The sequence below is a fragment of the Actinomadura keratinilytica genome (assembly GCF_039539665.1).
In the GTDB taxonomy this organism is placed as follows: Bacteria; Actinomycetota; Actinomycetes; order Streptosporangiales; family Streptosporangiaceae; genus Spirillospora; species Spirillospora keratinilytica.
The window spans coordinates 1-14,586 of sequence record NZ_BAABDO010000008.1 but is presented as its reverse complement, the minus strand read 5'-3'; the positions used below and the strand labels follow the sequence as shown (position 1 = coordinate 14,586).

Annotated in this window: 12 protein-coding genes and 2 pseudogenes; 5 read left to right on the top strand and 9 right to left on the bottom strand. The window is 70.6% G+C overall.

The window, feature by feature from the left end; all coding sequences use genetic code 11:
* Positions 1-53: 53 nt before the first annotated feature.
* The 4 genes from ABD879_RS04455 to ABD879_RS04440 form a co-directional block, all read right to left on the bottom strand.
* Positions 54-1,157, bottom strand: a complete 1,104-nt coding sequence (locus ABD879_RS04455) for an XRE family transcriptional regulator (RefSeq protein ID WP_345017678.1) — start codon at positions 1,155-1,157, stop codon at positions 54-56.
* On the bottom strand, positions 1,157-1,867 hold the full coding sequence (locus tag ABD879_RS04450) for a hypothetical protein (RefSeq protein WP_345017676.1): 711 nt from the start codon (positions 1,865-1,867) through the stop codon (positions 1,157-1,159). The genes ABD879_RS04455 and ABD879_RS04450 overlap by 1 nt, the downstream gene beginning before the upstream one ends.
* A 53-nt stretch (positions 1,868-1,920) precedes the next feature.
* On the bottom strand, positions 1,921-2,676 hold the full coding sequence (locus tag ABD879_RS04445) for an alpha/beta fold hydrolase (protein WP_345017674.1): 756 nt from the start codon (positions 2,674-2,676) through the stop codon (positions 1,921-1,923).
* 143 nt (positions 2,677-2,819) lie between these two features.
* Complete coding sequence (locus ABD879_RS04440; RefSeq protein ID WP_345017672.1) at positions 2,820-3,746, bottom strand: carbohydrate kinase family protein; 927 nt, start codon at positions 3,744-3,746, stop codon at positions 2,820-2,822.
* Between the two features lie 142 nt (positions 3,747-3,888).
* Between ABD879_RS04440 and ABD879_RS04435 the strand changes: the two genes are divergently transcribed.
* Both ABD879_RS04435 and ABD879_RS04430 read left to right on the top strand, forming a co-directional pair.
* Entirely contained in the window at positions 3,889-5,109 is a 1,221-nt protein-coding gene (locus ABD879_RS04435; RefSeq protein ID WP_345017670.1) for an FAD-dependent oxidoreductase, read from the top strand.
* A gap of 110 nt (positions 5,110-5,219) precedes the next feature.
* A complete protein-coding gene (locus tag ABD879_RS04430; protein ID WP_345017668.1) occupies positions 5,220-6,482 on the top strand; it encodes a sialidase family protein in 1,263 nt (420 codons plus the stop codon).
* Between the two features lie 534 nt (positions 6,483-7,016).
* Here the strand turns inward: ABD879_RS04430 and ABD879_RS04425 are convergent.
* From ABD879_RS04425 to ABD879_RS04415, 3 genes are all read right to left on the bottom strand, one after another.
* On the bottom strand, positions 7,017-7,910 hold the full coding sequence (locus tag ABD879_RS04425; RefSeq protein WP_345017666.1) for a hypothetical protein: 894 nt from the start codon (positions 7,908-7,910) through the stop codon (positions 7,017-7,019).
* 91 nt (positions 7,911-8,001) lie between these two features.
* Positions 8,002-8,841: an SAM-dependent methyltransferase gene (locus tag ABD879_RS04420; protein WP_345017665.1), complete on the bottom strand. Its 840-nt coding sequence runs from the start codon at positions 8,839-8,841 to the stop codon at positions 8,002-8,004.
* A gap of 293 nt (positions 8,842-9,134) precedes the next feature.
* Positions 9,135-10,337, bottom strand: coding sequence for a right-handed parallel beta-helix repeat-containing protein (locus ABD879_RS04415; RefSeq protein ID WP_345017663.1), 1,203 nt, complete (start codon positions 10,335-10,337; stop codon positions 9,135-9,137).
* A 320-nt stretch (positions 10,338-10,657) separates the two neighbouring features.
* Here ABD879_RS04415 and ABD879_RS04410 point away from each other — a divergent pair.
* Positions 10,658-11,244: pseudogene (locus tag ABD879_RS04410) on the top strand (IS5 family transposase); the annotation flags it as partial.
* 5 nt (positions 11,245-11,249) lie between these two features.
* Here the strand turns inward: ABD879_RS04410 and ABD879_RS04405 are convergent.
* Both ABD879_RS04405 and ABD879_RS04400 read right to left on the bottom strand, forming a co-directional pair.
* Positions 11,250-11,357: pseudogene (locus ABD879_RS04405) on the bottom strand (IS5-like element ISDge16 family transposase); the annotation flags it as partial.
* A 197-nt stretch (positions 11,358-11,554) separates the two neighbouring features.
* Positions 11,555-11,689, bottom strand: a complete 135-nt coding sequence (locus tag ABD879_RS04400; protein ID WP_345017661.1) for a hypothetical protein — start codon at positions 11,687-11,689, stop codon at positions 11,555-11,557.
* A gap of 438 nt (positions 11,690-12,127) precedes the next feature.
* Between ABD879_RS04400 and ABD879_RS04395 the strand changes: the two genes are divergently transcribed.
* A complete protein-coding gene (locus ABD879_RS04395) occupies positions 12,128-13,117 on the top strand; it encodes an SRA domain-containing endonuclease (protein ID WP_486303740.1) in 990 nt (329 codons plus the stop codon).
* A gap of 392 nt (positions 13,118-13,509) precedes the next feature.
* Positions 13,510-14,391: a hypothetical protein gene (locus ABD879_RS04390; protein ID WP_345017657.1), complete on the top strand. Its 882-nt coding sequence runs from the start codon at positions 13,510-13,512 to the stop codon at positions 14,389-14,391.
* Positions 14,392-14,586 lie beyond the last annotated feature (195 nt).

Genomic DNA, 14,586 nt, shown 5'->3' with positions numbered 1-14,586 from the left:
ACGGCCCACCTCGTTGAGGCCGACGGGTATCGCTGGGTCCAGCGGGGGAGTGACTAGCGGGAGCGCGTGGGGACGAGGAGGTCGAGGTCGGCGCGGGTGACGTGGGCGCGGTCGGCCAGCCGGTCGCGGTCGATGCCCGTCTCGCCGACCAGTTCCACGGCGCGGGTGAGCATGGTGGGGCCTTCCAGGGGGCGCGCGGGGCCGGGTTCCCGGCGGCGCCGGCCCTGCCGGCTCATGGCGCTCATCGCGTTGCGGTACGCGGTCTCGGTCATGATGCCCAGCGTGCGGGCGCGGAACAGCAGCGCGGCCATGCTGACGCCCCAGACGGCCCGCAGGTCGGCCAGGCGGTCCCAGTCGGCGGTGCGCGGAAGCTCGTCGGCGATGTCCTCCTCGGGCATGAGGAACTCGGCGGCGAAGCGGTGCGCCTGGTCCTCGATGACCTTGCTGCCGGGTTCGGCGTCGGCGTGCATGACCAGGTGGCCGAGCTCGTGGGCGCCGTCGAAGCGGTTGCGCCAGTAGTCGCCCTTGGCCGGGTTGAACAGCACCATCGGGCGGGGGTGGGCGCCGATGCTGAACGCGTCGACCCGCTCGGTGGACGGCGGCAGGATCAGCACGATCACGCCGTGCCGCTCCAGCAGCCGCACGACGTGCGGGACGGGGCCGGGCTCGTCCAGCAGCGCCTTGCGGGCCAGGCGCGCCGCCTCCACCGGGCCGGGGCCGGCGATCTCGTCCGGCGGCACCGGGTACTCCGGCAGGTCGGCGGGCGGGAACTCCACCAGCTCCTCCAGGGCGGCGACGATGTCGGCGGCGATCCGCCCGAAGGCGAGGGCCTGGTCGCGCTCGATCTGCGTGGCCGAGCGCAGCGACCGGAAGTGGGCGTGCGCGGTGTCGAGCGTGACGGGGCCGCGTCCGGCGTGGAAGAACTCCACCGGCACGCCGAGCGCGATCGCCAGCCGCGACAGCGTGCCCTCGGACGGCGGGTGCACGCCGCCCTCGTAGCGGCCGATCGCGGCCGGGGTGGTGCCGACCGCCTGGGCGAGCTGGTTCTTGCGCAGCCCGCGCAGCCGGCGCGCCAGGGTCAGCCGTCCGCCGTCGAACAGCCGCCGCGCCTCGGCGAGCCGCCTGGCCGTGCGGTCGTCGGTGGTGAGGTCGTTCACTAGGCCGTTTCGGTGCTCGTCCGTCTCCTCGTGGCGCCGTGCCGCCGCCGGTTCGGCTCGCGCAGGCGTACGGGGGCGTCCGCCTCGTCGTCGGTCCACAGCGGCAGGGTGGGCTCGACGAGCTTACGCCGCGGATCGGGCCCGAGGGTGTCGTCGTTGATCGGCCGCAGCCAGTGCCAGGCCGCGCCGCCGTCGGCGTTCAGCCGGGGACGCCCCAGGTACAGCTCCATCTCCAGCGGCTCCTCGGTGGCGCTGTGCGCGAGGACAAGCGTCACCACCTCGGGCGTGTCGCATGCGGGCGCGATGCCCAGATCGAGGGCGAGCTGCGGGTCGTCGGGGAAGTCCTGCCGCGCCACGGCCTGCTTGGTGGGGCTGTCGCGGTCCCAGCGGATGGCCCGTACGGCGCCGAACTCGTGCCGTTTGAGCAGCACGCGGTACCGCCCGCACCGCCAGCCGGGCGAGTTGTTGAGGTTGTCGCGCACCACCGCCGGGCGGTCGCCGCCGTCGGCGCGGCGGCCGATGCGGAACACCCGGTCGAGCCGGCTCTCCAGCACGTCGAACGACGCGTAGCCGAACGAGCGCTCCTTGAACCCCGCCGAACGGCTCAGCGAGCCGAAGACGGCCAGCGTCGCCTCCCGGTGCGCCTCACGCGCCGCATGCAGGAAGCCCGCCGCGTGCAGCTCGTCCCACGCCTGCTGCTCCTCGCCCATGCCGCGACTATAGACACGCCCACCGACGTTCTTACGCGGCCGCGGCGCGCGGGTCAGGACGCGAGGAAGTCGGCGATGGCGGTGCCGAGGTCCCGCTTGGTGACGGCGCTCATGTGGTCGCCGGGGATCTCGGCGTACTCGCCGTACAGAAGGGAGTCGGCGAGGGCCTCGGCGGAGCCGTTGTCGTCGTCCTTGGCGCCCGCCAGTACGAGCGTCGGGACGGTGATGCGGGCCAGCTCCTCGGGGGAGGTGTCGACGAAGGAGTCCAGCAGGCGCAGCAGCGCCTCGGGGTCGCCGCCGACCGTCTTGAGGAACGCCTCGGCCTTCCACGCGGCCGAGCCGCGTTCATGCCTGCCCAGGTTGGTCAGGACGTGCCGGAAGTGGGCGCTGCGGCCGCCGGCGTCGACGATGCCGTCAAGGCCCATCCCGGCGACGATCGCGCGGCGGGGGGTCGCGCCGCGCGCCAGCATGCGCACGACGGTGCGCGCGCCCAGCGAGTAGCCGCCGAGGTCGTAGTCGGTGAGGCCGAGGGCGTCCAGCAGCGCGAACCCGTCGTCGGCCAGCACGTCGGGCGGGTAGGCGGCGGGGTCGTGCGGCTTGCCGCTGTCGCCGTGCGCACGCAGGTCCGGCATGATCACGCGGTGGCCGCGCGCCGCGAGCTCGGCGGCGTGGCCGTAGCGGATCCAGTTGACCGTGGCGGTGGAGAAGTAGCCGTGGATCAGCACCAGCGGCCGTCCCTCGCCCACCTCGCGGTACGCCAGGTCGACGCCGTCGCGGCCCTGGAAGTGACGGACGGGAAGATCAGTCATGCGCGGCTTCCTTGTCGGATCGACCCCACGGTTCGACCCCATGGTTCGCATGGTGCCGACCCGCCAGCATAGATGCCCCTGCGCCGCCGGTACGTTGGCGGGGTGGCGCGGGGAATCGGCGGTGCGCCCCGGTCGGCACGGACCTACCCGTCGCGCAGGGACGCCTGGAGTCCGGCGGCGGTCGGCGGGTCGGCGCCGATGCGCGTGCAGGTGATGGCGGCGGCCGTGACGCAGCGGGTGAGCACGTCCGTCAGCTCCTCGGCCGACGGCGGCGCGAACCGGTCGCCGGTCGCGGCGCCGTCGGCCAGGGCGTCCAGCAGGGCGGCCTGGAAGGCGTCCCCGGCGCCGACGGTGTCCTTGACCTCGACGGACGGTGCCGGGACGCGCACCTGCGCGTCGGCGGTGAGCGCGAACGCGCCGTCCGCGCCGAGCGTGACGACGACCAGCCGGGCGCCGCGGGCCAGCAGGCCGCGGGCGGCGTGCTCGGCGGTCGTGTCCGGGTAGAGCCAGGCCAGGTCCTCGTCGCTGGCCTTGACGACGTCGGCGACCTCGGCGAACCGGTCGCAGGCGGCGCGGTAGGCGGCCCGGTCGCGCTGGACGGCGGGCCGCACGTTGAGGTCGACGGCGACCGCCGTACCCGGCCGCTCGCGCACCTGGCGGCAGGCGTCCAGCACCTTGGCCGCGCCGGGCTCGACCACCAGCGCCAGCGAGCCGGTGTGCAGGACGGCGGTGTCGGCGGGCACGGCCAGCTCCTGCGGATCCCAGGCGGCCAGGAACTCATACGACGCCGAGCCGTCCTCGCCGAGGTAGGCGAGGGCCACCGTGCTGCGGTCGGTGGCGCTCGGCGCGCGCCGCACCTCGACGCCGATGCCGTCCAGATGGGCGCCGATCTGCGCGCCGGGCGGGTCGTCGCCCCAGGTCGTCACGAGGGTGACGGGCCGGCCGAGGCGGTGCAGCCCGACCGCGACGTTCGCCGGGCTGCCGCCGGGCACCGGCGGCACCTGCGCGGCGCCGGCCTTCCACAGCAGGTCGACGAGCACTTCGCCGACCACGGTCACGCGGCTGCGCATGGTCGTCCTCCGTTCGGTTGCGGCCGTCGGTCGGCAGGCTAGCCCCTCCCGGATCCTCTCGCGATCCGAGAAAGTTGACATCAACTAATCGGCTGCACATAGTTGTAAGCAACTATTCGTCCGAAGCTAAGGGGGATGCGACATGACGACGGTGCGGACCGCGCTGGTCATCGGCGGCGGCATCGCCGGTCCGGCGGCGGCGATGGCGCTGCGGCGGGCCGGCATCGAGGCGGTCGTGTACGAGGCGTACGCCGAGTCGGCGGCCGACGGGGTGGGCGCCATGCTCGGCATCGCGCCGAACGGCATCCAGGCGCTGCGCATCATCGGCGCCGACGAGGCGGTGCGCGCCGTGGGCCAGCCCACCCGCAACATGGTCATGATGGACGGCCGGGGCAGGCGGCTCGGCGCGTTCAACGCCCCGCGGGGCCTGCCGCCGGGCGTCGCGCTGTGGCGTGCCGACCTGCACCGCGCCCTGCGCGACACCGCCCTCGCCCAGGGCGTGGCGTTCCAGTACGGCAAGCGCCTGGTCGGCGTCGAGGAGGCGCCCGACGGCATCACCGCGCGGTTCGGCGACGGCACGACCGCCACCGCCGACGTGCTGATCGGCGCCGACGGCATCCGCTCGACCGTCCGCGCCCTCATCGACCCGGACAACCCCGGGCCCGAGCACGTCCCGCTGCTGAACTTCGGCGCCGTGGCCCGCACGACCGTCCCCGGCGACACCGAGAACATGTACTTCGTGTTCGGCCGGCGCGCCTTCCTCGGCTACTGGCCGCAGCTCGACGGCACCACCGCCTGGTTCGTCAACCTCCCCCACCGGGCGCGGGTGACGACGGCCGAGGCCCGGCGCACGCCCCCGGACGAGTGGCTGCGCCGCCTGCGCGAGGCCGTCGGCGACGAGACGCCCGGCCGCGACCTGCTCGCCCGCACCGACCCGAAGGACCTGATCGTGCTCGGCACCATGGGCATCATGCCGAGCGTGCCGCGCTGGCACCGGGGCCGGATGGTGCTGGTGGGCGACTCGGTCCACGCGCCGTCCCCCAGCTCGGGGCAGGGCGCGTCACTGGCCGTGGAGAGCGCCGTTCAGCTCGCCCGCTGCCTGCGCGACCTGCCGGACGTGCCGTCGGCGTTCGCCGCCTACGAGCGGTTGCGCCGTCCCCGGGTGGAGAAGATCGCCGCCCGCGCCGCCAAGACCAACGGCACCAAGGCGCTCGGCCCGGTCGGCGCCGCGTTCATGCGGCTGTTCATGCCGATCGCGACCCGCACGTTCCTCAGCGGCGAGAAGACGCTCGGCCCCGAGCAGCGCTACCGCATCGACTGGGCCGCCCCCGCCGACGCCTCCGAGTTGGTGAACACCGCCTGAACGTCGATCAGGTCCCTCCGCGTCGGAGTGTTCGCCGCGTATTGTCCTATTTGATCGACTTTCGTGGGGGATGGGCTGTTTGTTGGGTCCGCCCCGGGAAGCGAGGACAAATGAAGACGGTGCTCCGGGCCCCCGCCCTCCCCTCGGCGGCGATCCTGGTCGCGGGGACGGCCCTCGTCGGCGTGACGGCCGCTCCGGCGCGGGCAGTGGACGACCCGGCCAAGTCCGCCACCCCCGTCCACACCGCCACGGTGCTGTTCAGGGGCGGCCACAAGGAGTCGCTCAACGGGATCACCTACCACTCCTTCCGGATCCCGTCGATCGTGCGCACCAAGGCCGGCACGCTGCTGGCGTTCGCCGAGGGACGCGCCTCCAGCAACAAGGACTGGGGCAACATCAACCTCGTCTACAAGCGCAGCACCGACAACGGCGCGACGTGGTCGAGCCTGAAGGAGGTCGTCGGCGCGGGGCAGGGGACCTGGGGCAACCCCACCCCGGTCGTCGACATGCAGACCGGCACCATCTGGATGTTCATGTCGTGGAACCCGGCGGGCTACAGCCAGCGGGGCGGCTACGACCCCGACACCGGCACCACCACCACACCCATCACCAAGTGGGGCGACCGCCGCACCTACCTGATGCGCAGCACCGACGACGGCCTGACGTGGAAGGGGCTGGACGGCACCTCCACCCCCACCGACATGACCGAGGCGCTCACCCCCAAGAAGAAGGCCAACGGCGCCGAATGGGCGTGGGACGCGATGGGGCCCGGCAACGGCATCTATACCCGCGAGGGCCACCTGGTCGTCCCCGCCCAGCACCGCAACATCATCAGCTTCGACCACGGCCGGACCTGGCAGGTGCAGAAACTCGGCGAGCAGACAGGCGAGGCCACCATCACCCAGCTCACCGACGGCACCCTCTACCGCAACGACCGCCCCACCACGTCCTCATGGGAGATTGCCAAGCGGCGCTGGGTCTCGCGCGGTAGCGCCACCGGCACCTTCTCCGCCTTCTCCCCCGACTCGACCCTGCTCGACCCCCAGTGCGAGGCGTCGGTGCTGCAGTACAACAACGACTCCCCCGCCCGCACCGTCTTCCTCAACCCGGCCAGCACCGTGCAGCGCGCGAACAAGATGCGCGTGCGCATCAGCTACGACGGCGCCCGCACCTGGCCGGTCAGCCGCCCCCTCGGCGACGGCCCACTGCCCTCGGGGGCCGGCACGGAGGGCGGCTACTCCAGCATGGCCAAGACCTCCGACTACCGCATCGCCGCCCTGGTCGAGAGCAACCTCGACACCTCCGAGAACGGCAAGTCCTACCGCTCGATCATCTTCCGCAAGTTCAACCTCTCCTGGATCCTCAACGGCTGACAACGCCCGCCGGCGTCGAGCCCGGTGCGGTCCCTGATCCGCAAGGCCGTCCAGGCCGAGTGGAAGTCCGCCGGGAGGCGTCCCTGCCGACGGATGGGAGAGCATCCCGTAGACGCTCCGACGACCCTTCAGAGCCACCCGAAGCCCACCACGACCGCCGCGAAGCCAGGAGCGCCGCCTCGGCGCCCGATCGCCGCAGACGGCCACAGTAGGTGGAGCCAGAGAAGAGCCTGATAGCGGGCAGCGAGCTCGACACGGCGTATCCACGGCCCGCGATGGCGCTCGGGACGGCGCGGCCGTACCCGACGGCATGGCGTCCCCGGTGGTCGGCCGGGTCGAAGGCGGGTGGACGACCACCGCTGCTGTCGGTCCTGGCCTCCCGCAACCGGGACCATGGCGGGTGACGCTCGCCGCACTTTGAAACACGCCCTAGCCGGGGCGTCGCGCTGCCGCGCAGGCAGACCGGCCGCAGCACGGCGCCCCGTCCATGCCGTCCGCCGCCGATCGAGCTCGCGTCCTGGCCGGTCGGGCAGGTCAGAGGCGTCCGTTGCGGCGCAGGACGTCGATGGCGCGGACGGTGGCGTGGCCCCGCCAGTCCAGGGCGCCCGCGGGCGAGATGTTGGCGTAGTCGACGGTCCAGCCGCCGTCCTCCTGCTGGAGCGAGGCGAGCCGGTCCAGATCGGCCGCGATGACGTCCGGGGCGAACAGCACGCGTGCCGGACGGTCGGGCAGCGGCGCGAAATCCAGCGGGTGGAGGGTCTCCTCCTCGGTACCGCCCTCCACGCGCATCCGCCCGTCCGCGGGGATGTGCCGCCGCATGCGCTGGAGGAGCTCGGCGGCCCGCTGCGGGTGCGTGTCGTGCACCGCGTCCAGGAAGCGGACGACGAACGCCAGCACGTACGCGTGGGGCGTCTCCTCAAGAGACCCGATCGCGTCCAGACAGTAGCGGGTGGCGCGCTCAAGCCACGGGTGCCCGGCCACGGCCGGATCGTGGACGGCGACGCGGTGGGCGGCGGCCGCGGTCACCGCAGTGATCTGCAACGAGGACACCGTGGGGTCGCCGCCCGCCCACCAGGGCGCCGTACCGGCGGTGGTGGACAGCGGCAGGACGAACGGCAGGCCCCCGTCCGGCAGCGTGACCGCCGCCAGCCAGTCGCACAACGCCCCCGCCTGCGGGGCCGTGGCCGGGGCGATGTCCTCGAACACCTCGAAGGCGTGCAGGGCCGCCCCGGGCTGGCTCTCGGGCGCACGCAGGTCCGGCTCCAGGCCCCACCCGTAGCCGCCGTCCGCGTTGCGATACCCGTCGAGTGCGGCGAGTACAGGGGCCGGGTCGCCGCTCCCGGACGTCAGCAACTCGAAACGGCGGCGGTCCAGGACGCGCGCATGCGTGGCCATGAACTCACCGGCTGCGGAAACATCGATGGTCATGCCCACAGCATGAGCTGGTGCCGCCCCACGGGTCTTGTAGGAAACGGTCACCGTCGTCCATACGCCGGTGCCGCCGGCCCACGCCGGGCGGTCAGGGCTTGCGGGCGACGCCGCCGAACGAGTCGATCGGCTGGAGGTCCTCGACCTGGGGGAACTCAGGACGCCACAACGGCGTGGACACGACACCCGGTTCCACCAGCTCCAGGCCCTCGAACAGGGACTCGATGAACTCGGGGGTGCGGGCGTGGTACGGCACCGTCCCGGCCTCGCGGCACAGCCGCAGCGCCTCGCCGCGGGCGGTGGCCTCGGCGGGCGTCCACTCGTCGACGCCCAGCACGTTGGTGCCGTCGTTGACGGCCACGTAGCTGCCGGACGGCAACGCGTCGACCAGGCGCCGCACGACACCCCGGGGATCGTCCTCGTCGGACACGTTGCCGACGATGCCGAGCAGCAGCAACCCGATCGGCCGGGTGAAGTCCAGCACCGCCCCCGCCTGCTCGATGATCGCCTCGGGTTCCCGGATGTCGGCCTCCAGGTAGGCGCATTCGCCCTCCGGGACGCTCTTCAGCAGCGCCCGGGCGTGCGCCACGACGAGCGGGTCGTTGTCGACGTACACGACCCGGCTCTCGGGGGCGTCCCGCTGGGCCACCTCGTGGGTGTTGTCGACCGCCGGAAGCCCGGTGCCGATGTCGAGGAACTGCCGAATGCCCTGGCCGGTCATGAAGTGCACCACCCGCACCAGGAAGGCGCGCGACTGCCGGGCGACGTCGGCGATCTCCGGATACACCTCCATGATCCGCTGGCCGACCTCGCGGTCGATCGGGTAGTTGTCCTTGCCGCCCAGCCAGTAGTTCCACAGCCGGGCCTGGTGGGGGCGCGTGCTGTCGATGGGCGCGGCGGACTTGGACGGCGACGTGCTGCTGTCGGTCATGACGACCTTTCGGACTCCGTGACAACTCTCGACAGCTACCGTAATTCGGGGCGAAGCGGGGCGAACCTAAGGATGTCCGCCATCGGCCGCACTGTCCCGCCGGGGCTCGCCGAGATCACACCCGCGGACCGCACCGACCACACGACACGCAAGCCGGAGACGTTGGAGACAGTGCTCTCAGCCACATCCGGGGCACCGATAGACCCCGGCGTGCCGGGCTGGGCCGATGGTTGCTCCCGCCAGGCGGCCCAGCCCGGCACTCAACGCGCACCGGGCCACGGCGTCCGCCGAGATCAGAGCCGCGCCCCCAGGTCCGCCCCGTTCTTGGGACGCAGGAAGTCCGAAGACCGAATCGACCCGTCCGCGTTCCGCGGCCCGGTGATGACCGAGGCGTCCGTGCTCACCAACGACGAGTCGTTCCAGGTCCCGCCCAGGTTCCACGAGTTCCCGCCGCCGCCCGAGTTCGACCCCAGCGAGACGGCCGTGCCGTTGCTCGCCGACAGGTTCTTCGTCAGCGTCGAGTCCGAGTCGGCGAAGTCGAAGCCGTTGCCGGGGTTCTTCCAGGCCGTGCAGCGTTCGATCGTCAAAGCACCCGGGTTCCCGTTGTCGATGAACCCCGCGACGGCGTTCTGCCAGGCCATGCTGTTGCGGACGATGTGGTTCGCCGCCGGATCGGGGTCACCGCCGCCCATCTTGAACCCGTTGCCGTCACCGGTGTAGTCGGGCAGGTTCCACCTGTTGAACCCGTTGCCGTACGCGACACTGCCCTCGATCAGGATCGGCGACAGGAACTCCCACACGTCGAACCCGTCGTCGGAGTTGTTCCACAACCTGGCCCCGCGTACGACGTTCCCCGTCCCCGCCCCCTCCTTGATGGCCAGGCCGTCGGCGCTCTCCCCGTTCTTGCGCGGGTCCCGGTTCCCGTAACTGTCCAGGTTGATGATCTGGTTGTTGGCGGACGAGCCCTGCAGGTGCAGCCCGCTCTCGTAGTTGTCCCTGGTGGTGAGCCGCTCGAACACGTTGTTGTTGGCGTCCAGCCCGAAGATGCCGTACGGCCCGTGGACGATCTCCAACCCGACGATCCGCCAGTAGTCGCCCTCGATGTGCAGCGCGCCGCGCTGCGCCCGCGGAATGCTCGACCCCACCTCCCCGGGCGTGTACGGCATGTTCTCCCCGTCGATGACGACCCGCTCACTGCCGTAGGCCGTCAACGTGATCGGGGCACTCGCCGTCCCGTTCTTGTTCAGCTGGACGTTGGTGCTGGGCGCGTACGTCCCGCCCCGCACGTAGATGGTCGTCCCCGCCTGGGCCAGGTCGACCGCCTTCTGGATCGTCGCCAACGGCTGGGCCGGCGTCCCCGGATTGCTGTCACTCCCGTTGGTCGCCACGTACAGCTCACTGGCCGCCTGCGCGGACGTCGCCCCCACCGAGACGACCCCCATGGCCGCCACCGCGAGCACCGACCCCATCACGCCGACGCGCCGGAGAAAAGCCATGCTCAACACACACCTCTCCGCGTTTGGTACAGGGCGCCCCAGGCTATGGAAAGCGCTTTCCAGACACAACCCCTATTTTCACACGCATTCACCACACCCCCTCGCCCCTGCCACCCAAGCCGCCCCGACCCGCTCCTCCGCAGTACACCGGATGAACGCCAGGCGCACCCACCGATGCAACCGCCCCCCACCCGAAAAGATCCACAACAGCCGACCACAACCCAACGTGCCGCGCAGCGACAGCAGCTGCGCTAGGGCCTGTCCGGTCGATCTTGATGTTTGGCTGAGGACGATCTTGGGACTGGGTTTGATGGCGTGTCGTGGTGCGACGGCATGAGTTGACCGATGCGGCCTGGCGGCGGATCGAGCCGCTTTTGCCCGCCCAGCCGCCCCGGGTGCTGAACGGGATCCTATGGAAGCTCGCCACCGGTGCCCCGTGGCGGGACCTGCCCGACCGGTACGGCAACTGGAAGACCGTGTACGAGCGGTACCGGCGGTGGGCCGCCGACGGCACCTTCGATGCGATCCTGACCCATGTGCAGGTCCACGACGACTCGGTGGGGCGCATCGATCGGACCGTCAGCGTCGATTCGATGATCGTGCGGGCGCATCGGCACGCCGCCGGGGCCCGCGAAAAGGGGAGCCGGACGGGACGAACCGGACACCCGGCCAGGCGCTCGGGCGGTCACGGGGCGGGCCGACCACCGAGATCCACCTGGCGGTGGACGGGCGCGGCCTGTCGTTGACGGTCGTGCTCACGCCCGGCAACGTCAACGACTGCACTGTTTTCCCGCAGGTGCTATCGGCGATCACGGTGCCGCGGACGGGTCCGGGCCGTCCCCGGTGCCAGCCTGACCGGGTGATCGCCGACAAGGCTTACGGCTCCAAGGCGATCCGCCGCTCACTGCATTGCTTGAGCCGGTTGATGCAGCGTTCGACCACGTTGCGGCGCCGGTAGGCGGCCGGGCCGAACACTGGCGGGCGCCCGCCGCGCGAACCGCGGCGGACCCGTGCATGGAGCGGCACAGTCCGTACGGCGCTTTACCGCCTGGGTGTACGAGCTGCCCGCCACATCTGGGGAGGTACACGTCGTCGTCATAGCCGACATTGGCCTCCGCTGCAGCGCGGCGACCGCGACCGCGGCGATGTCGTCCTCGTGTGGACCGGCACCCGCCGTAGAGGGCTTGGGCCACGCCCTTGGTGCAGATCGCTGGCCCTCACCGCCACAGCACGTTGCCCGCGAACTCGCCGGGCCGCCACTCCGCTGGCACCTGCCCCGAGCCACTGCTCAACGACGTCGGCCTGCCGAGCCAGAAGCTGCCGAAGCCCGCGGCGACCACGACAACCGACATCCGTACCCAACCGGTCCGGTCCGACGACTCGCGGAGAGCGGTTCTCCTCCGCAGCAACGGTCGCTGTGAGAACCTCTGCGCAGGTCAACCCGACGACGTCACCGACTCCGGCGACCCGATCCTCGAAGTCGGCCAGATAGACGACCGCGCCGGTTGGGGCCGCGACCACCCCGAGCAGATGATCGCCCTCTGCCCCAACTACCACGCCACCAAGACAAGGGGCCGCAGCCGCGAAACCCTCCGCGCCCTCCTCCGCACCGAAGCCCAGTCTCGCCACCACACATGGATTTCGCATGTTGTCGGCACCTAACCGACTCATCGGCTGCGCCAGCTTGCTGCGACAGGTCCCCGGCAGCCTTCTACTTCCTCTCGGTCTGACCGAGTTGAGTGGCATGATGCTTCTACACTCAATGTCCGTTGTGATCTAAAGTGTCGGGCATGGTGGGTGGGCAGATAGTGCCCGGGGATGTCCGGACTCGGGCGGAGCTCAAGGAGCTGTTCGGAGGGGGTACCCAGGGAGGGATTTGCCCTTCGCGGACGACAGCGAACGTGCTGGTCTTCACGGATCCTTCCGTTGGGGAAGCGCAGGGCTACCACGACGGATGGCTAGCGGAGGAAGACGAGTACGGACCGGTGTTCGAGTACACCGGGCACGGTCAGGGCGATCAGACCTTTGAGGGACTGCATGGCACTGGGAACCGAGCGATCCTGCAGCACGTTGACGAGGGGCGAGCGCTGCGGCTGTTCAAGGCGGTCGGCAAGGTTCCCGGCACCGGCACCAAACTTCAGCGCTACCTTGGACGCTTTGAACTAGACAACATCCAGCCCTATGTGGTGCGTGAAGCGCCAAACGATAAGGGCATCATGCGGCGGGTAATTGTGTTTCGCTTGCGGCCCATTGAGGAGGAATTTGAGCGACGGGACGATGATGCGATCCCACCGGCGCCAAAAACACAGGCGACCTCTGTTGCGGCCGATGTGACTACCAGCGCGATCGTAGAGCCGGAGATCAATAAAAAGACCAAGAGCTCTCGGTCGGCGGCCCCCAAAACGGTAGCAGAGCGACGAGAAGCCGAACTGGCGGATAGGTTCCTGGCGTTCATGGGCGCTAGAGGACGCAAGCTGAGACGCTTCCAGATCAAGGTAAAGGGCCTGACAAGTACTCTGCTAACCGATCTGTACGATGAGCAGGCGCACGTGCTCTATGAACTGAAGGGCACCAGCACGCGCGAGGCAGTGCGCATGGCGATCGGCCAGTTGCTGGACTACAGCAGGCACGTCCAGCCTGCTGCACCCCAACTGGCGGTGCTTTTGCCGGAGGCACCCCATGACGACTTGCGTGCTCTGCTGGAGTCGCTCGGGATTACTCTCGCCTACTGGGATGGCAAGACCTTTGTCGGCGTTCCCGGCCTCGATCCTTCCGTCTGATCACGTACAGGCTCTGGTGCGTCCTGTGGAAGTGCAGAACAGTCTTGGAGACGGCTCCAGGTTGAAAAAAGGGTAGACGGGATGCGTAGCGAGGAGCCACTGGCCTTCCGGTATCCAGCGCCTCAGCTCGGGCGGAGCGGTGAGTCGGATGCAACAGGTGGCGGCTGAGCTGCCGCGGGACAGTGGTTGGCTGAGGTGCTGCGCTGCCGGGTACTTCCGCTAGGCGGCCGGGCCGCATCCGCGGCGGCTGGGGCGCCTCGCAGGCGTGTTCCGCGGGCAGTGGTGTAAGCGTGTGGGCGTGTTGTGGCTACATCTTGGGATGTAGGGGCGCTGGGGAAGGTTACGGCCGGAGCCGGATGCCGGGGTGATCATGGGCGGGAGAAGGTCGACCCATGCGAATCCTCACTGTTTCCGCTCTCACCGTCTCTCTGCTGGCCACCGGTACCGCGGTCGCCCAGGCCCGGACCGTGCCCGCCGCCGCGCCGCAGGCCCGCTTCTCAGCGATCACTGTCACGCCCGAAGGGTTCACCGCTCCGGCCGTCGTGTCGCAGGACGCCGCGTCGTTCCAGGTGACCACGACCGATCCCGGCGGCGCCTACATCGGGCTGATCGGGCTGCGGAAGGGGGTGTCGCTCCAGCGCTACCTGGCGGATCTGGAACAGGCCTACGACGAGACCGACCGTGAGGCGGCCATGGCCGGATCGCGGGCCGTTGAGCGTGACGTGGTGATGTACGGCGGCGCGGCGGTGCTGCCGGATGCCCCCGTCACCTTCACGCCGAGGTTGCGGCCCGGCACGTACTACCTGATCGACTTCAAGGACGTCGGTTCGCCCGGCTTGGCGGACAAGGTGCGCAAACTGCGTGTCGTCGGGCACGGGGGAGCGGTCGTGCCCCGTGCCGAGGCGGAGATCGTGCAGGTGCAGACCGCGGACGGTCCCCGTTTCCGCGCCCCGGCGCAGTTGCGGGCCGGCGCCGCGGTGCGGGTGACCAACCGCTCCCGTCAGTTCAATGAGGCGATCTTCATGCCCGTGCGCGAGGGGACGACCCGTGCACAGGTCGGCGCCTTCTTCGCCGCAATGGAGGGCGGACCCGCGGCCCCCTACCCGTTCATCGGCGGTCCTGTGGGCATGGTGCCGCTGTCGCCGGGCCGTTCCACGGTCATCTCCGCCGAACTGCGTCCGGGCACGTACGCGCTGGTGACTTGGGTGACCGACTACCGTACGGGGCGTATGCACGCGGCCCAGGGCATGAACGAAATCATCACCGTGAGGTGATGTGAGGCGGTGGCAGCGCGGGGCCTCGTGGCCGTTGTCCGTCTCACTTGACGGCGATGAGGTCGCCGCACTCGAGCGAACGGTACTGGGTGCTGGTGGTGGTCGGGGGCATTAGAGCTTGTCTCATTTGGCTTGATCGATACTCTGTCGCTCGTGGTGATGGTCGAGCGGCTGGTTCCAGACGAGTTGTGGGAG